This is a genomic window from Candidatus Igneacidithiobacillus taiwanensis (assembly GCF_031962545.1).
Classification (GTDB): Bacteria; Pseudomonadota; Gammaproteobacteria; order Acidithiobacillales; family Acidithiobacillaceae; genus Igneacidithiobacillus; species Igneacidithiobacillus taiwanensis.
Genome location: NZ_JAVRKK010000041.1, coordinates 1 through 17352, shown reverse-complemented (window position 1 = coordinate 17352; position 17352 = coordinate 1). Strand labels below are relative to the sequence as shown.

16 protein-coding genes are annotated in these 17352 nt (G+C 58.2%); all 16 read right to left on the bottom strand.

The genetic code is table 11. The features are described from left to right. Window positions 1–469 (bottom strand): biotin/lipoyl-containing protein (locus tag RTI30_RS07395; protein WP_312283580.1); only part of this gene is annotated, 469 nt, incomplete at its 3' end. A 44-nt stretch (window positions 470–513) separates the two neighbouring features. Next, a complete protein-coding gene (locus RTI30_RS07390; RefSeq protein ID WP_312263348.1) occupies window positions 514–1491 on the bottom strand; it encodes an alpha-ketoacid dehydrogenase subunit beta in 978 nt (325 codons plus the stop codon). A gap of 2 nt (window positions 1492–1493) precedes the next feature. Beyond that, window positions 1494–2465: a pyruvate dehydrogenase (acetyl-transferring) E1 component subunit alpha gene (pdhA, locus tag RTI30_RS07385; protein WP_312263349.1), complete on the bottom strand. Its 972-nt coding sequence runs from the start codon at window positions 2463–2465 to the stop codon at window positions 1494–1496. 80 nt (window positions 2466–2545) lie between these two features. Then, window positions 2546–2791 (bottom strand): glycine zipper domain-containing protein, encoded by a 246-nt coding sequence (locus RTI30_RS07380; RefSeq protein ID WP_312263350.1) that lies wholly within the window; start codon window positions 2789–2791, stop codon window positions 2546–2548. A 27-nt stretch (window positions 2792–2818) separates the two neighbouring features. Next, window positions 2819–3157, bottom strand: coding sequence for a hypothetical protein (locus tag RTI30_RS07375; protein WP_312263351.1), 339 nt, complete (start codon window positions 3155–3157; stop codon window positions 2819–2821). Window positions 3158–3275: 118 nt separating this feature from the next. Next, window positions 3276–4994 (bottom strand): bifunctional diguanylate cyclase/phosphodiesterase, encoded by a 1719-nt coding sequence (locus RTI30_RS07370; protein WP_312283579.1) that lies wholly within the window; start codon window positions 4992–4994, stop codon window positions 3276–3278. A gap of 29 nt (window positions 4995–5023) precedes the next feature. Beyond that, window positions 5024–5992, bottom strand: a complete 969-nt coding sequence (locus RTI30_RS07365; protein WP_312283578.1) for an IS110 family transposase — start codon at window positions 5990–5992, stop codon at window positions 5024–5026. Between the two features lie 145 nt (window positions 5993–6137). Continuing rightward, window positions 6138–7622 carry a PDC sensor domain-containing protein gene (locus RTI30_RS07360; protein ID WP_312283577.1) on the bottom strand — a complete coding sequence of 495 codons (1485 nt, stop codon included), beginning with the start codon at window positions 7620–7622 and terminating at the stop codon, window positions 6138–6140. Then, the gene (locus tag RTI30_RS07355) at window positions 7609–11367 is read right to left on the bottom strand and encodes an EAL domain-containing protein (protein ID WP_312262503.1); all 3759 of its coding nucleotides are present in this window, start codon (window positions 11365–11367) and stop codon (window positions 7609–7611) included. The genes RTI30_RS07360 and RTI30_RS07355 overlap by 14 nt, the downstream gene beginning before the upstream one ends. 40 nt (window positions 11368–11407) lie before the next feature. Further along, window positions 11408–12547, bottom strand: a complete 1140-nt coding sequence (locus tag RTI30_RS07350) for an EAL domain-containing protein (protein WP_312262505.1) — start codon at window positions 12545–12547, stop codon at window positions 11408–11410. A gap of 111 nt (window positions 12548–12658) precedes the next feature. Next, a complete protein-coding gene (gene argC / locus RTI30_RS07345) occupies window positions 12659–13693 on the bottom strand; it encodes an N-acetyl-gamma-glutamyl-phosphate reductase (protein ID WP_312262507.1) in 1035 nt (344 codons plus the stop codon). A gap of 75 nt (window positions 13694–13768) precedes the next feature. Next, window positions 13769–14155 (bottom strand): 30S ribosomal protein S9, encoded by a 387-nt coding sequence (gene rpsI / locus RTI30_RS07340; protein WP_312262509.1) that lies wholly within the window; start codon window positions 14153–14155, stop codon window positions 13769–13771. A gap of 12 nt (window positions 14156–14167) precedes the next feature. Further along, window positions 14168–14596 (bottom strand): 50S ribosomal protein L13, encoded by a 429-nt coding sequence (gene rplM, locus RTI30_RS07335; protein WP_312262511.1) that lies wholly within the window; start codon window positions 14594–14596, stop codon window positions 14168–14170. A gap of 44 nt (window positions 14597–14640) precedes the next feature. After that, the gene (locus RTI30_RS07330) at window positions 14641–14940 is read right to left on the bottom strand and encodes a hypothetical protein (RefSeq protein WP_312262513.1); all 300 of its coding nucleotides are present in this window, start codon (window positions 14938–14940) and stop codon (window positions 14641–14643) included. A gap of 119 nt (window positions 14941–15059) precedes the next feature. Next, entirely contained in the window at window positions 15060–16145 is a 1086-nt protein-coding gene (gene cydB, locus RTI30_RS07325) for a cytochrome d ubiquinol oxidase subunit II (RefSeq protein WP_312262514.1), read from the bottom strand. 47 nt (window positions 16146–16192) lie between these two features. Next, window positions 16193–17352, bottom strand: a 1160-nt coding sequence (locus tag RTI30_RS07320; RefSeq protein WP_312283576.1) for a cytochrome ubiquinol oxidase subunit I, incomplete at its 5' end; no start/stop codon positions are given.

The following is a 17352-nucleotide window of genomic DNA, read 5'->3' as shown; positions in this document are numbered from 1 at the left end:
GGAAGACCTCTACATCCATGATGGCCTTGTCGGTTTCCACCGTGGCTACCACGTCACCGCGCTCGATGCGCTCGCCAGGCTTTTTCTCCCAGGAGACCAGTACGCCCTCGGTCATGGTGTCCGACAGCTGGGGCATCTTGATGGCATAGCCGAGATCTTCGCCCGCTGCCGCAGGCTGCGCTGGGGTAGCGGGGGCTGCCGCCGCGGTTTCTACCTGCGCATCGGGGCTGTCGACCAAGTAGCCAATCGCCTCGCCAACCGGGATGACGGCATCGACGGCGGCGAGAGGACCAGCAAGATAGCCGCTGCGAAAGACTTCGACATCCATGATGGCCTTGTCGGTTTCCACCGTGGCTACCACGTCACCGCGCTCGACGCGCTCGCCGGGCTTTTTTTCCCAGGAAACGAGGACGCCCTCGGTCATGGTGTCCGACAATTGGGGCATCTTGATGACGTACGCTTCAGCCATATCTCACCATCTTCAGGAAAAGGCAGGCGCGCGGGGCGCCGGGATCACTTGCCAAGCAGCTTCCTGGCCGCCGCAACCACTTCGTCGGCATTGGGAATGGCCGCTTTTTCGAGGCGCCGATTGTAGGGGATGGGCACGTCACGGGCATGCACGCGTACCGGTGCGGCGTCGAGCTCGAAGAAGGCTTCCTCGTTGAGGATGGCGATCACCTCGGAGCCCACCCCAACGGGTGCCTCGTCTTCCTCGACGACGAGTGCGCGATGGGTCTTGCGCACACTGGCGGCGATGCCAGCGCGATCGAGGGGCTTGAGGGCGCGCAGGTCGATGACCTCGGCGTCGATGCCCTCCTTGGCGAGACGCTCGGCCGCCTGCAAGGCCCAATGCACACTGATATTGTAGGCAAAAATGCTGAGATCACGCCCCGGCCGGACGATCTCCACGCCTTCCAAGGGGGTGAAGAACTCTTCGTCTGGCACCTCGCCCTTGAGGTTGTACATGCTCTCGTGCTCGATGACGACCACGGGGTCATCGCAACGCACGGCGCTCTTCAGCAGGCCGTAAGCGTCGCGGGGGGTAGCCGGGGTGACCACCCGCAGGCCGGAAACTCCCATGAAGACTTTTTCCATGCGCGCCGAATGTTGGGCACCCAGCTGGTGCGCCGTGCCACCGGGAACGCGCAAAACGAAGGGGCAACGAATCTTGCCGCCAGACATGTAGTGGATCTTGGCGGCATTGTTCATGAGCTGATCCATGGCTAGCCAGGCAAAATTGACGCTCATGATCTCGACGATGGGACGACAGCCGAGCATGGCAGCGCCTATTCCAATACCGGTATAGCTGTTTTCCGAAATTGGCGTGTCGATGACTCGTTCTTCGCCATACTTGGCGTAGAGTCCGCTGGTCGCCTTATAGGTACCGCCGGCAACGCCGATATCCTCGCCCATGGCAAATACCAAGGGATCACGGGCCATTTCTTCATCGTGGGCACGCAAAATGGCCTGCCAGTACATCATCTCCGCCATACTTACGCCCCCTCGCTTACATAGACATAACGCTCGAGATCTTCGACCCGCGGTTCCGGGCTCTCCAAGGCAAAGCGCACGATTTCGTTTTCGATCTGCTCCAGAATCTCCTGATCCATCGCCTGAAAAGCGGCCTCATCGATGATGCCGGCGGCTTCCAGGCGGCGTTTGTAGATGCCGATGGGGTCACGCTGCGCCCAGCGTTCTACCTCTTCCTTACTACGATAAGCGCCAGAGTCGGACATGGAGTGCCCGCGCAAGCGGTAGGTCATGAGCTCGAGAAAATAGGGTTCCCGCTTTTCCCGCACATGGCGAATGGCTTTTTCCGCTTCCGCCATGACGATATCGATGTCTTGACCATCTACCTGGGAGGCAGCGATTTTGTAAGGTGCTACCCGTAAATATTGGTTGATTTCCGAGGAGGCGCGCTCGATCGCCGTGCCAATGCCATAGAGATTGTTTTCGCAGACGAAGAGTACGGGCAACTTCCACAGGCTGGCCATATTCATGGTCTCGTGGAATGTGCCCTGGTTGTTGGCACCGTCGCCAAGAAAGCAAATGGCGATCTCGTCGCCACCGCGCAGCTTGATGGCCTTGGCAAAACCGGCGGCAAGGGGAAAGGGGCCGCCGACCAAGGCGTAACCACCCATGAAGTGGTGGTCGACGTCGAAGATGTGCATGGAGCCACCGCGGCCACGCGAAGACCCGGTCTCCTTGCCGTAGAGCTCCGCCATCACCTCTTTGGGGTCGGCGCCGCACTGAATGGCATGGATATGGTCACGATAGCCGGTAACCACATAATCTTGGCCCTTGCGTGCCTTTTCGAGCACACCAATGGCGCAGGCCTCCTGACCGGGGTAGAGGTGCAGGAAGCCACCGATCTCTCGTTCTTGATAGGCTTGGGCGCAACGCTCTTCAAAGCGACGAGCAAAGAGCATTTCCCGCAACAGGCGTCGTTGATCGCTGGCTTCCATATTCTCCCTGGGTCATGACCGTACGAATTGGGCATGATCGCAAAGGCTTCTCGCCAGCGTCAAGCGGCCGCAGAATTTTGCTAATTTAGGGCATGCTTGATTTGCGGCAGGGTAGCACCAATGCCTGCACCCACCGCGCCGCCGACTGCGGCACCGAGGGCCGGGCTGCCGCCCACCACCGTACCCAGCACCGCGCCACTGGCGGCGCCGATGGCGCCACCGCTCAGGGTACGCTGCCCGGTAGGGCTCATATTGGCGCAGCCGGCGAGGCTGGCCACGATGAGCACAAGAAGCAAACCCCGCCCCGGATAATCGAGAATCTTCATAGTCAACGCCTCCATCCAATTGCAGACTCAATCATCGTCGTACCAATCGTGATCGTGCCAAGCTCGGTGCCAGCGCGGCCCGCCCCGGGGATGATGATGTGGTCCTCGCGGCGGTCCGGGGCGCCACGGGCGCCAGACTGGTTCAGGAGTGTAGTACACTGGCGGCGGCGCATAATAGATGGGGCGAACGGGATAGACCACCTGGGGGGCGACGACATAGCCCGGACTATCGCCCAAGTAGACGCTCAATCCCGGCACTCCCACGCCCACCGACAAACGATCGGCAAAGGCCGCGGGGCTGGCACCTGCCAAAAACACTAGCAGCAAGACTTTAGCCATGCTGACATTCCGACAAAAGCCCGTCATGAAAGTTCTCCTTTTCCCTCTCTTGTCGCAGTTTTAGCATGATCTGTGCCGGTTTATATGGTCTTCAAAAAATCAATGGGTTGGCGCAGTTCGGGGCAGCCTACCTGTAGCCCGGCGTCTACATTTGGCCCCGTAGGCTTGCCGCGGAGCCATCGGCCGCGACCAAGATTTCTCGTTGTCGCTCCGCGAGAATGGCTTTTTGTAGTTGGCGCAGCGCATCCTCGACCTCCTGCCAAATCGTGCTCTGGAAGGAATCTACCTGCGCAGCCAAGGCGCGACTGAGCCGGGACTGATAGGCTCGATAGGCAAGGTGCAAGGGATCGCCAGGGCTGTAGCCAAGACGCGACAAGGCCTGATCGTAGAATCCTTCGCGCTGGATGACATTACCGAGCACTAGGATTTGTTGCCCCATGGGCTGTAGGGTCTTTTTGACTACCGAGTGGATAGACATGATGCCGGCATAGAGTCCCAGTAGGGTTGCCGGCCGCTGGGCCTGCAGCGAAAAAGGATTTTCGAGAAAGCGACGCAGCTGTGACAGGGGTACCGGTCGACTGATGGCGTAGCCCTGTAACTGCGGAATGCCAATGGTCACCAGCATGTCGAGGATTTCAGCGGTTTCCACCCCCTCGACAAGGATTTCGACATGGGTCTCGAGGGCGAGATCTTGGAGGGTGCGGATGAAATGCAAGTCCTCGGGATGGGCCGGTAGTTCGCGCACAAAGCCCTGATCGATTTTGATCTTATTGATGGGCAGATCGCGCAAACGCTGCAGAGACGCATAGGCGGTACCGACGTCGTCCAAGGCGAGATTGATGCCAATTGCACGAATCCCTTGCATGACTCGAGCAGCCTGTGTCTGATCGAGAAAATCGCTACTTTCGAGAATTTCGATGGTAATGCGTTCGGCCGGAATCTTGCTGTTTGCAAGAGCGCCTTCCAGGCAAGGCAGGCAGAACTCGGTGAAGGATTCCGCAGGCACATTGAAGGAGAACCAGAGAGGCCAGCCCTCCTTTTCCAGTTCGGCAACATCCTCGAGAGCGCGTGCGAGCACCATCCAGCTGAGCTCTTGTATCTCTTCGAGATGAAGGTACGGGAGAAATTCTCCAGGCGTCAGAATTTTGCCGTCGTCATCACGCAGGCGTGCCAACGCCTCAACCCCCAACGTATGTCCATTGCGACCATCGATGATCGGTTGATACCAGACCTCCATAGCCTTTTCGGCCAATAGCCGTTGGGCGCGAGACTGCGCACGGCGCGCCGTTTTTTCGCCGTAAATGGCCCAAATCTGCTCTCGATCCTGTTTGTGTGCCTTGACCTCCAGGAGCGCCTGATTGGCCTCACGCAATACCCCATCGAGAAAGGGAGCACTGTTTACGCTCAGGGCGGCGACGCCAATGCTTGCCTCGAGGCGCAAGACTGCCTGTGGGCCGAGGGCGAATCCCATCTGCAGCGCCTGCGCGAAGATTTGCAGACGGTCGACGAGCGACTTGCGGTCGCCAGGATAGGAAAGGAGTAGGACGAATTCGTCGCCCCCGGGGCGGGCGAGAAAATCTTTGGGGCCGAGGAGTGTCTGCAGGCGCTCGCGGAGTTCGACGAGAATTCGATCGCCAATGGCATGGCCGTGGATCTTGTTGATCTGGGCAAAATCGTCGAGGTCGAGGATAGCGACCGCCAGGGACTCGCCGCCCTCGCCAAGTCGCTGGTGCCGGTCGGCAAAGGCTTGTTCGAGACGGCGTCGATTGGCAGCGCCGGTGAGGGGGTCGAAATCTTCCAATAGCTGCAAGCGATTCGTGGCCTGGTGGAGAGCCTCGCGGCGGCGCCACAGACCAAGGAGCATGGCAAAACCAGATACCGTCTTGCGCGTAATTAGGCAACTGTGAATTCGGGATCGAACGGTTTACCGGATTTGAGCACCCCGAAGGCCAGATGCAAGAGCTTACGCATGGCTGCCACGACCACCTGCATGGGTCGTTTACCATTGAGTAGGAGCCTGTTACAGAAGGCGGCAATCAAGGGGTTGTGCTTTTTCGCGACCACGGCCGGAAAGAAGAGTACCTTCCGTAGCAAGGCATTGCCCGCTTTTGCAATGGGTGTTTTCCCGGCCCACTGGCCCGACTGACGGATGGAAGGATTGAGCCCGGCATACGCCACCACCTGCTTGGCCGAATGGAACCGATCCCATGGGCTGAGGAAGGCCAGCAAAGTGGCGGCGGTATCGTCCCCAATTCCCGGAATACTGGACAGCAGGTCTTGCTGCTTTTTGAGGTCCGGGTGGTTATCGATGTGGACTTCGATTTGCAGGCGCACGATCTGGATCTGCTGGGTAATAAACTCGAGAACAGACTCCACCGACGACCGCGCCAGGCCTTCGGCAGACTCCAGGCGGTTGCTCTCCATATTCTGAAGAGCCAGAAGATCTTCCAGACGTTGCACCAGGGCCTGCAGGGCGACGATTTCATCGGCTGGGGGTACCCACGCTGCGGGACGATGCATGCGACAGTAGCGGGCAATGAGGCGGGCATCGGCCTTATCCGTTTTGGCCCGGGTCAACTCGGTCTTGCCAAAGGCATGGATCTGGGCTGGGTTGACCACGCTGACTAGGAGCTGCCGTTGCGCCAAGAAACGCGCCAGATTCCGCCCATAGGCGCCGGTGGCTTCCATGCACAGGTGGGCTCCACGAGCTCCGTGGTGGTCCAACCAGTCAAAAAAGTGCCGATGACCAGCAGGATTGTTGGGAAAGGCTTTGCTGCGATACTTCCCTTCTGGGGTCAGGAGAGCCGCATCGAACTTGGCCTTGGCCACGTCGATGCCGACAAAAAGGATGGGCTCTGTCATATCGATCTCCTTGCAAAGGATAATGGTGATCTACGGACCATGCCAGTTCATCCTTATGGGTGCAGGCTCTTGCCGATGGCAGGCCTTGGATACCGTCCGAACCTACTGGCAAAGGTGAGGCAACTGATTGATCTGGAACGCAGGATCAAGTCCTTAGGCTACTTACAATCTTGTTTGCCTCGCTCCGGGGATCAGCCGAAGGGTACCAACCTTGTCGGGCTGGCTCCAAGACATAATGGCTACTTTGTTCCAGAAATAGGGTGAGATTTGCGGTGCTGATCAGCTTGCTAGGGTATTGGCAAAGCACGGCACCCCAGGCGGCGCCGCCCTCGCTGTTTTCGATAGGTTGGATCACCGCCATATCGATACCCGTCTGCTCTAGCGCCTTGCCTCGTTCCGCTGCGCAGAGGGGCGGCGGTTGTCGTAGATACTGGGTGCGACCTGAGCGTAACGCCTCGCCTATGGCAATCTCGAAAGGGGCGGGGAGCTTCACGGCTTGTCGCAGTCCGAGACACGTATCGAATCGTGTCTGGTCAGTCTTGGGAACCGCGCGGCCTAGCAGAATGCTTTGGCCATCTCGAAACTGCAGCACCAAAGCGACAGCAATCGGAGTTTCCGCAAGGAGAGCGTCGCAAAAAGACTCTGGCACGGCATCCGCGCGGCTCTCGCCAAGGATGCGATGCTGCACGGCAAGGGCTGCGGCCTGCAATTCGCGCAGAGAAAACATCTCGCGGAGAACGCCTTGTGCGCCGCGATCGAGAAAGTAGAGGAGGACGAGGATGGCCAAGAAGGGCAGACTGACCTGTAACCAAGCGAGGGGACGTAACGCGGCCCACCAAGGAACAGGCTGCCAATGCACCTCTAAGGTCCAGGGATAATCGGGCATTGCCACGCGCAGCAAGTGAGTCGTAGGCACCATCCCCTGTGCTGGGCCCCAGCTGCCATCCTGGTGCAGTTCCGCCAGGAGCTTTTGGTGCTTGTAGAGGTAGACTTGGGTGTATTCGCTGGCGGTGTCGATGCGGATCTCTTGGAGAGGGGTTGGTCGACCCAGATAGCCAATCCTTTTCCCGCTGGCATCATGCAAAGAGATGCGTATGGGAACGATCCAATGATGATAATGCGGCGCATAGCGGGGATCGGCAAGAAGCCAGTCGCTGCGGTTGCCGATGGGCGTAAATTCTTTGGATGGAGCAAGCGGAATAGGACTTTGTGATGGATTGGTAGACCAGACGACGGTGTCGCCGTCGGCGCTTAGCACATTGATGGCGAGGGAGCCTTGGTGGCTTTGTTGAAAACTGCGCAGGATGGCGCGGCTCTGGGCATCGGGGAAGGGGGACTGCCCCGGTTGATAGCGCAAGACTTGCGCAAGGAAAACCAAGTCATGGAAATTCTCATCGATGCGGGTGCGAATCTTCTGCGCCAGCTTCTCCAGTTTCAGCAACTGGGCCTCTGTACGGGTTTCTTGTTGGCGTTGGATCTCGGTGCGAACCTGCCAAAGATAGAGCAGCAGGAAGAGCGCCCCGATGCCCAGAAAAAACAGGCGGAACATTCGCCGCAAACGGCCTTGCTGCTGACGAATCCGCGCAGAGCTATGATTCGATCCTGCCAGGAAGGCCTCAGCGCTCGTCATGCGTTACCTTTGGTCGGGTACTTTCGGCTTGCAGCGCCGTCGAAATGCTCTGCAGCAGTGCCTTCCCAGCGGCCTGCAGGATCAGGAGTTCGGGGCTCTTGCCGGCGGCAAGGCTGGTCGCGCAGATTTCGAGCTGCTGATGATATTGCTGATGGGCGTGCAAAATTTCGTCTCTGAGCGCAAGAGACAGGCCGGAAATGCTCCGATCCAACGGACAGGAAAAGGCATCGCGAGAGCTGATTTGCTGCAGCCAGGCCGGATTGGTACGTAGCAGGGCCTGGATAGTGGTCTGATAATCGAGGGCCTCGGCATAGAGCTGTAGCAGATCGGCGGTCTCGTCCTCGCGATGGTCACGGTGTAGTTCGCGATGTTGCAGCCAGTCGGGAATGGCCTCGGCAAACATCGGTCGAGCAATGGCGAAGCCCTGCAGAAAAGGTGCTTGCATCGCCAGCAAGACCCTGCGGATGGACCGCGTTTCCACCCCTTCGACTACCACCTGTAAGCCTTGGGAGCGCCCCAACTCGAGTAGGGCATGGAGAAAATGCAGATCGTTGGGAGATTCGCCTAAATGCAGCACAAAGGCCTGATCGATTTTGATTTCATCTACCGGTAGTTCCTTCATGTAGAGCAAGGAGGCATAGCCCGTGCCAACGTCATCGAGACCGACGCGGTAGCCGTCCTGCTGCAACTGACGGATAGAGAGTGCGCTAAAGTCGAGGGAGAGGAGCTCATCACTCTCGAGGATCTCGAGGAGCAGCGCTGTCGGTGGCATGCGGCAGTCGTGTAGCAACTTGCGCAAGCGCTGGAGGTTTTGGGCGTTGGCTAAAAAGCTTGGGGGAATATTCAGGGATACCCAGATCTCACTCCCCTGTTCCTGCCAGAGGCGCCAGTCCTGGGCGATCTGCTGCAGTACCTGTTCGCTTAATGTCCATTGGTCTTCCGAGGAGAGAAACGGAAGAAAATCGCCAGGCGAAATGGCCCGCTCGCCATTGGCAAGCCGTGCCAGGGCCTCGACGCCAACGATGCGATCCTGCAGCGCATCGACGATGGGCTGGTACTGCAAGACCACTTTTCCTGCTCGCAACAATTCGACCATCTGCTGTCGCAAGCCTGGTCCCTGATCGGCAAAAAAGCACCAATACTGGGAGCGTGTCGCCTTATCTTCCTTGGCCTGATAGAGGGCATGATCGGCTTGGCGTAGCAGCAGGTCGGCATCGCCGGGTTCGATTTCCGGCTGCGGATAAAAGGTCACCCCCGCGCTGAGGCGCACCCGAATGGCGGGCAATTCGGCCAAGGCGAAGGGCTGTGCCAAGAGATGTCCAACTTTCTGCAACAAGGTGGATACTTGCTCCCGAGACTGCAGCATATCCCAAACCAGAACGAACTCGTCGCCTCCCAAACGCGCGACGTGGTCGCTCTGACGCAGAGCTTCGCGCAGGCGCTTGGCCACCTCCTGCAGCAGGGCATCGCCGGCGGCATGGCCATATTGATCATTCACCGGCTTGAAATCGTCGAGATCAAGCATGGCGACGGCGAGCAGGTGCCCTTTGCGTTGCGCTCGCGCCATGGCTGCCTGCAAAAATTGGCTAAGGCCGCGACGATTGGGCAGGCCGGTGAGGGCGTCGTGCTGAGCGAGATGGCTCTGGCGTTGCCGCTCCGCCGAAAGAGCAGCCTTGAGGTGGATTTCGTCGAGACCGTGGCCGACAAGCAGGGCAATACGATGCATCACTTCCATGATCTCGCCATCGAAGAAATCGACTCGATCACTCACGACATTGAGCATGGCCCAGCGCTCCTCAAGATGAACGATGGGTAGGGTAGCGACACTACGCCAGTGGTTTTCTGTGGCCTGCTCGTGCCAGGGGGTATGGGGGGTAAAGAGACCGAGATAATCAGCGATGACCAAATGGGTGTTTTCTCGCCAAGCGCGGGAGGTAAGAGACTGCCCATTGGGGATGTCCTGGGGATCAATCGTCCAGCGCCGAGCCAGGATCCAATCGACGTTGGGGCCAGCCATGGCGAGGGCCTCAAAGACGCCCTCGGCATTGGGGCGGACGATGAAGGCGGCATTGAAGAGCCCACTATGCACCAAGGCGTCGCAAATTTCCTGCAACATCTGCGCCCCGTCGCGGGCGCGCAGGGCGATATCGCCGGCACTGAGCATAGTTTTTTGCAGGGTACGGATGGCGTGCAGGGTCTGGGTGACTTGGCGTTGACGCAGAAATGCCGCTAGATCATCGCCCAGGCGCTCCAGGAGATCGACAATTTCGTTGGGAAAGGCGGTATTCGCATATCGGTATAGGGAGAGAACACCATGGCTGCCGTCCGGCCAAAAGAAGGGTGTATAGATGCTGCCCCCCATCTGATACTTCTGGATTAACGGAAACCAGGGGGCAAAGAGGGGATCGTTGGCCTCAAAAAGCAGTGTACGCTGTTCGGCAATGGCGCGACCGGAAGGCGATGGTGGTGCGTCAATGCCCCCCTGCACATAAATCTGTAGCTGGCTCAGCGGCGTTCCCAAAGGACCGGCATGCGCCGCGATCTGGATGACATCGCCGCTGCTATTATGTCCGATCCAGACGGCGGCAAGGTGCATGTGCTCTACCAGAATTTGGCAGAAACGCACGAGCACCGTCGCAATATTTTCGTGATCCTCAACGTTGGCAAAGAGCCGGTTGATTTCTGTTACCGACTGCAAAAAACTGTCGCGAATTTGCAGTTCGCGGTTGCGTTCCCACAGATCGCGGGAATGCTCCGCAAGTCGATCTTCCAAGCCGCGTTTGGCGCGCTCGAGAGCTAGGATAGCGGTGCTGCGTTCCGTCATCATGGCACCGGCAATCAAGCCAATGGTCTCCATGACCATGCCGACCAACAGCGCGGTGGTCTCCGGAAAAATGAACAGAGGGTTTGCATACGGGCCGAACCCCCGACTGGTGGCGAGCAAGGCGGTCAGGAAACCGAATAAAGCCAATGGATAGACCAGCTTTACGGAGAACGTCGCCAATAACCATAAAAAGGGAAAGATTAGGAGAATGACCGCGGCCTCGGCGAGATTTTCGCGAGGAAAATGTTGAAAGAAGAGAAGTAGGATAGTCCCTTCGAGGAGCAGCGCATACGCCAGAAAAGAGCGCCAGCGCTGTAGACCGCCGCCATGCCCGCGTAGCAAGATCAGAAGGAGTACCGTGACATTGAGAAAGGCGGCACTCTGCGCCAAGGTCCAGTAGAGGATCAGGTGTACGGTATTGGGGCCCTGGGCGTGCGTCAGTAAACGCGCACCCAGGAGTAGTAACAGGGTGCCGAGGAGCGCTGGAACAAAAACGACGAAAAGCAGGAAAAACAGCGTGGAGCGTACCTGCTGAAAGCCGTTCCAATGCGGCGAAACGCGGTGCAAAAGCCAGCAGCCGAGCCAAGGGGTACCCACCAGCACCAGGCTCGCCCAGAGGTTGATGCCCCAAGGTAGATGCCCAAAAAAGCCATTTTCCAACAGACGGGTGAGAAAGAGCACAGGGACAACGCGTGCCCCCCAGACCAGTAGACCATAAGCGACGACGCCCTGAGCCGCCCAGATGGGCCAGAATTGGCTAGGAAGGTGCGGTGAAAATAGTAAATTACTGAGGCCACTGGCAAGTAGCACCCCCAAAAATAATCCAATATTCACCCGCAGCCATTTGCTGCGTGACCAGTGCGTAGCGGTATCGGTAAGGGAGATCTCTACCGGAGCGGGCAGATAGGCTACGGCGGTCATGTTTCTATCGCCTACGAAGACATGTTGGAAAGGAACATACTCAACTTTCCTCGTCCGCCGCGCGGATGGCGGCAAAAAGGAGGGGCTGCAGATTCTCTTCGATTTCCTGCAGACGTTGTTTGACGCCTTGGGGGGATTGCTGATCGACTTCTCGAAGCTTGCCGTAGGCTTCCAAAATCGGTTTCGTCTGCAGGCTGGGATAGAGCCGCAGGTACTGCAATAGCGGACTGCGCTCGAGAAATTCGACGGGAGAAAGCTCGCTCATTTCGGCAGACAGGCTGTAGAGGAGTGGTCGGCGTAGGACGTGTGCGGCATAAGCGCCGAGCAGGGAGCCAGGCGATTCTGGCCTTGGAAAGGTGGGATCTGAACGCAAGTACTGCACGAAGGCGGTAGCATCCATCGGGCGCGCGATGGCGTATCCCTGAACCAAGTCCTGGCTGAGGTTGCCCATGGCCTCGAGAATCGCGGGGGTCTCGACCCCCTCCACGATCAGTGTCGCGCCAAGGCCATCGGCGAGAAATTTCATGCTTTGCACAAAAGCGATGATTTTCGGTTCGCGCGCTAGATCTTTGACCAGTTCTTGGTCGAGTTTGATTTTTTTGATGGGGAGGTTCTTCAGGCGCAATAAGGAGGAGTAGGCACTGCCAATATCATCGAGGGCAATTTGAGCGCCAGTTTCGCACAGATGCTCGAGGCGCTGTACCGCGATGTCCCCCTGCAAAAAATCGCCACTTTCGAGCAATTCCAGGGTAATGCGCTCGGCAGAAATGGGGCTTCCTTGCACTACTCCCAAAAAGCAGGGCACACAGTCGCGATCTTCCATAAAGTCAGGGTCGACATTGAAAGACATCTCCAGGCAATAGCCTTCGGCATCGAGTTTTTCGAGGAGCCGTAGTCCGGCGCTCAGCATCAGGCGACTCAGTTCGCGACGCTGCTCGAGGGTAAGAAAGGGTAGGAATTGCCGCGGTTGCAGGAGATTGCCGCTATCCGTGCGGACCCGAGCCAGCACTTCGAACCCTGTGACCCGCTGCTGAAAGAGCGAGTAGACGGGTTGGAAGAAGGCGATCACACCCTCTGGAAACCTCCATGTTTCTTTGGGCAGACCAAAAACCTTCTGGGTAACGGGGCTGCCACGAGTGCCGTCCGGTACGGAATCGAAACGGCTATGGTTTTTGGTCATGGGTCGTGCTGTTCTCCTGGGTTACAACGGACAGCACTCATCCTTCGTCGTCGCTGCCTCCTACCATCAATATAGACCAAAGATCCAAACCGGCAAGCTTGCAGGGGTCCGTTACGGAGTCAGTGCAATCTGTTGGAGGCCCAGGGTCTCTGGCCAGCCAAAGAGCAGGTTCAGGTTTTGCACCGCTTGCCCTGCCGCTCCCTTGACCAAGTTGTCGATGGTGCTGAGCACCACCACCTGCCCCGGTCGCGGTTGGTGGATCGCTAGCCGGCAGGTATTGGCTCCGCGCACACTGCGGGTGCTGGGGTGACTACCGAAGGGCAGAAGATCGACAAAGGGCTCCTCCCGGTACCGTTCGGCGAAGAGCTCCTGGAGCTCGGCATCGGCACGGGGGGCTTGCAGGCGGGCATAGAGGGTGGCGTGAATACCGCGAATCATCGGCATCAGGTGCGGGGTAAACTGCAGCTCGATGTTTTTACCGCCAATCTCGCTCAAGGTGGCCTCGATCTCCGGCCGGTGGCGGTGTCCGCTAACACCATAGGCCGCTACATTGTCGGCGCTCTCGGGCAGGATGAGGCCGACGCGGGCGCTACGACCGGCGCCACTTACCCCAGATTTGCAATCGGCGATGATGCCTTCCGGCGCGATCCAGCCGGCGCTGAGCAAAGGCGCAAGCCCCAGGGTTACGGCGGTGGGATAGCAGCCGGGGTTGGCAACCAAGGTGCTGCCGCGGATCCGTTCACGAAACAATTCCGGCAATCCGTAGGCCGCCGTTGGTAAAAGATCCGGGCAGGTATGCCCAAGTCCATACCAGTGGTGGAACTGTTCTTGGTCTTTGAGGCGAAAGTCGGCGCTCAGATCGATAACGCGCACCCCCGCCGCGAGGAGCTGCGGTGCCATTTCCATGGCAACGCCATGGGGAGTGGCGAAAAAAACGGCATCGAGTTGGCACAGTTCTTCGATACTGGGGGTCGAGAAGCAGAGATCCGTGAGGCCGCGTAAATTGGGAAAGAGCAGCTCGACCCGCTCGCCAGCTTCGCCGCGGGAGCTTACATAAGCAATCTCCACCTCGGGGTGGGGAAGGAGCAAGCGCAGTAGCTCCACCCCGGTATATCCCGTACCGCCAACAATGCCCACCCGAATCATTGCGATTCCCCCAAAATTTTTTGGATCCAAAACAAAAGCCGCCCGAAGGCGGCTCGCTGTGGCACCAGGACGCGCTTAGCGCTTGGAGAACTGGTGACTGCGCCGCGCCTTGTGCTTGCCGACCTTCTTGCGCTCCACTTCGCGCGCGTCGCGGGTAACGAAACCGGCGCTGCGCAGAGGGCGGCGCAGGGTTTCGTCGTAGGCCATGAGGGCGCGGGTAATGCCGTGGCGAATGGCGCCGGCCTGCCCGCTGGCACCGCCGCCGCTGACATTGACAAGGATGTCAAACTGGCTGCCGTTGCCGGTAAGTTCCAGGGGCTGTAGCACAATCATCCGCGAGGTTTCGCGGCCAAAGTACTCTTCCAGGCTGCGCTTGTTGATGCTGATCTTACCGGTACCACGACGCAGGTAGACCCGCGCAGTGGCACTCTTGCGACGACCGGTTCCGTAATATTGTTCCATGCCAAATCCGCCTTACAATTGCAAAGGTTGCGGTTGCTGTGCCGCGTGGGGATGCTGACTGCCTGCGTAGACTTTGAGCTTGCGATACATGGCCCGACCCAAGGGATTCTTGGGAAGCATACCCTTGACGGCGATTTCGATGACGCGCTCTGGGTGTGTTTCCATCATCTTCTCGAAAGACGCGCTTTTCAGGTTACCGACGTAGCCGGTGTGACGATAATACATCTTGTCTTTGGCCTTATTGCCGGTCACTGCCACCTTGTCGGCATTGATTACGACGATGTAGTCACCGATGTCGGCATGGGGGGTGAACTCTGGCTTGTGCTTGCCGCGCAGACGGCGAGCAATTTCCGTCGACAAACGGCCGAGGACTTTGTCCGTGGCGTCGATGATAAACCAATCCCCTTGCACTTCGTGGGATTTGGCAGAATAGGTTTTCATGGAGCACTCCGCTATACGCGTCTCTACTGTCAAGGCGCGAAAGATTACCCGGATGCACCCTTGCTGTCAATGAAAAAAGCGCTTTGCGTGCCGGTGTTTCGCTCCCTGAGATTGGCGCGCAAGAAGATCATGGCGCGACGATAGCGCTGGAGTTCTTGATCCACAGCCAAGACTTCATCCATTGCTTCGGCGGGACTCGCTTCGGGCAAATGGCGGAGAAACGTCTGCCAGCGCTCGTCGATACGCTCCTGGCTAACCAATAAGGCGTCGAGAATGCTGATGCAATCTGGGGTATTGGGCTCGTTGGGGTTACAGAGTTTGCGGAGGATTTGCGTGCTGTCCATGGCGACCTGCTTTGCGGAAAATCTTTCTGTACTGCCGAATCAGACACGGGCAATGCGCAAAAGTTGCACAAAAAAACCGGGGCATTGCCCCGGTCGTTTACGTGCTGACAAAACCGATTTCAGTGACTTCCGTAGACGCTTTTCTTGGTGAAACGGCCCCGGAAGACCCAGATCTGGTACCAGTTGTACATGATCATTACCGGCACGAATCCGGTCATGAACAGGGTGAACACGGCCAGGGAGTTCGCCGGATTGGCGGCTGCATCGATGGTCCAGGTGCCCGGAACGATGTAGGGGAACATGGTTGCCCACATCGCAGCCCAAAGCAGCGCTACCACGCCCTCGCCCCAGAGCAGGGCAGTAAAGTTATGTCCTGCCGAGTGGTTGCTCATCGATTTGAAAGCGAAGAACAGTACAATGATCATCCACAATGCCCACACCCACCAGTTGGGACCAGTCCACTTGGCAGCAGCCCAAGGGAAGATGGCGTAGGACCAAACCAAGGTGATGACGATGGCTGCCAGGGCCAGCAATGAAAAAAGGCTAGTCCAACCCTTGGCGCGCTCATGGATGACATCACCAGGCACGAAGCGAGCGCAGAGATACAGTCCGCCCGCTAGGCTCGCAGCAATTACCGCCCCCACACCCGTCCAGAGGCTGAAGGGAGTGAGAAAGTCCAAGGCGCCACCGGCAAAATGCAATATCGGAGTGTGATAGCCGGTAGAGGCAATTTGTGCCGCCATGCCCGACTTCAACGGAAAGCCTTGTAGGGTCGCCCCGAGAGCAACGCCGGCAAAGAAGGGGGCAATCAAACTGCCTAGGGCAAAGAACCAGCCCCAAAGCTTGCGGCTGCTACGGGCATGGATATGAAACTCGAACGCTACTGCCCGCATAATGATCGCCCATAGAGCAAGCATCAGGGGGATCATCAGGTAGTTGAAAGCGGAACCGTAGACAACAGGAAAAGCGCCAAAGAGAACGCCGCCGGCTACTACCAGCCAAGTCTCGTTGCCATCCCAGAAGCCGGCCATCGACGCCATGATGGCGCCGCGCTCGTCTTCATCCTTGGAGAAGAGGGCAAAAATGCCGGCGCCGAGGTCGGCACCGTCCAGGGCAATGTAAAAAAGGAACATCAAGGCCAAAAGGAGCCACCACCAGGTGGACAAGGCCGAAGTGATGCGAACGATATCGTGGGTAAAATCCATGGTGACCTCCGTAAATCCGGGGCGGGGCTTACCCGCCCCGCTGGGGCTTAACGCTCGGGCTTCAAGGTCGGCTTGGCAAAGGTGGTCTGCACGTGACCACCGCCTGCCTGGCTGCCTTCTTCCTCGTGATGGTGAAACAGCGTCTCCGACGGCGCAATGCCATCCACACCCTTGGCGATGACCCGGCTGAAGAAGTACCAAGCACCGGCCCAGACCACGAGCTCGAAGACGATGTAGCCAGCAAACCAGACGACTTCCTGCATTACCGACATGTTGCTCACCCCTTCATAGGTGCGCATCAAGCCATAGACCACCCAGGGCTGGCGACCAATCTCGCGTACCCACCAACCGGTCCAGATGGCCAAGTACGGCAGGAAGGCAGAGAAGACGACGGCGCGCAAGAACCAAGGATGCTGACGCAAGGCTTGGGCGTTGAACTTGCCGCGCAGCCGCAACCAGTTACCCCAGAGGGCGACAAAGAACAAGAAGAAGCCGATCGCAACCATGGCGCGGAAGGAATAGAAAGGCACCCAAACGTCCGGCCGATCCTGCACGGGGTAATGATCCAATCCCTTCACTACGCCATTCCAAGTGTGGGTTTCGAGCAGGCTCAAAACATGGGGGATCGAAATCTGGAAGACGTTACCATCATTGTTGGCATTCGGGATGGCAATCAGATTCCAGCTGGTATTCGGCTTGCCGTCCGGAAGATAGGTGTGGTAGTGCCCTTCCATGGCCGCCAAAGAGGTCGGTTGGGTATCCGCCACGTCCTTACCCACACTGTCACCAATGAAGATCTGCAAAGGAGTGACGACGAGCAAGGCAAGCAGAGTTGGCTTGAGCATCTTGGTAAAAAGATCGGCGTTGCGGTTCTTCAGGATGAACCACGCGCTAACGCCAGCCATGACGAAGAGGGAGAGCTCAAGGGTAGCCATCCACATGTGCGGAAAGCCCCAAATGAAGTTATCGTTGAGGATGGCATGCCACCAGTTGGTGACCTGGAAAAGACCATCTTTCAGGACGACACCGTTGGGGGTCTGCATCCAGGAGTTGGCGACCAGAATCCACATCGCCGAAAGACTGGAAGAAAGCCCGACGTTGAAGGTGGCGAAGGCATGCATGCCCTTACTGACTTTGCCCCAGCCAAAGACCATGAGACCGATGAAGCCCGCTTCGTACATGAAGGCGGTAATGGTCTCAAAGCCCA

Coding starts and splice junctions, on each gene's coding strand:
- rplM (WP_312262511.1), bottom strand. CDS start 14,596: ATGAAAACCTATTCTGCCAAATCCCACGAAGTGCAAGGGGATTGGTTT.
- RTI30_RS07375 (WP_312263351.1), bottom strand. CDS start 3,157: ATGACGGGCTTTTGTCGGAATGTCAGCATGGCTAAAGTCTTGCTGCTA.
- pdhA (WP_312263349.1), bottom strand. CDS start 2,465: ATGGAAGCCAGCGATCAACGACGCCTGTTGCGGGAAATGCTCTTTGCT.
- RTI30_RS07370 (WP_312283579.1), bottom strand. CDS start 4,994: ATGCTCCTTGGTCTGTGGCGCCGCCGCGAGGCTCTCCACCAGGCCACG.
- RTI30_RS07350 (WP_312262505.1), bottom strand. CDS start 12,547: ATGACCAAAAACCATAGCCGTTTCGATTCCGTACCGGACGGCACTCGT.
- cydB (WP_312262514.1), bottom strand. CDS start 16,145: ATGGATTTTACCCACGATATCGTTCGCATCACTTCGGCCTTGTCCACC.
- argC (WP_312262507.1), bottom strand. CDS start 13,693: ATGATTCGGGTGGGCATTGTTGGCGGTACGGGATATACCGGGGTGGAG.
- RTI30_RS07360 (WP_312283577.1), bottom strand. CDS start 7,622: ATGACGAGCGCTGAGGCCTTCCTGGCAGGATCGAATCATAGCTCTGCG.
- RTI30_RS07355 (WP_312262503.1), bottom strand. CDS start 11,367: ATGACCGCCGTAGCCTATCTGCCCGCTCCGGTAGAGATCTCCCTTACC.
- RTI30_RS07380 (WP_312263350.1), bottom strand. CDS start 2,791: ATGAAGATTCTCGATTATCCGGGGCGGGGTTTGCTTCTTGTGCTCATC.
- RTI30_RS07330 (WP_312262513.1), bottom strand. CDS start 14,940: ATGGACAGCACGCAAATCCTCCGCAAACTCTGTAACCCCAACGAGCCC.
- rpsI (WP_312262509.1), bottom strand. CDS start 14,155: ATGGAACAATATTACGGAACCGGTCGTCGCAAGAGTGCCACTGCGCGG.
- RTI30_RS07365 (WP_312283578.1), bottom strand. CDS start 5,992: ATGACAGAGCCCATCCTTTTTGTCGGCATCGACGTGGCCAAGGCCAAG.
- RTI30_RS07390 (WP_312263348.1), bottom strand. CDS start 1,491: ATGGCGGAGATGATGTACTGGCAGGCCATTTTGCGTGCCCACGATGAA.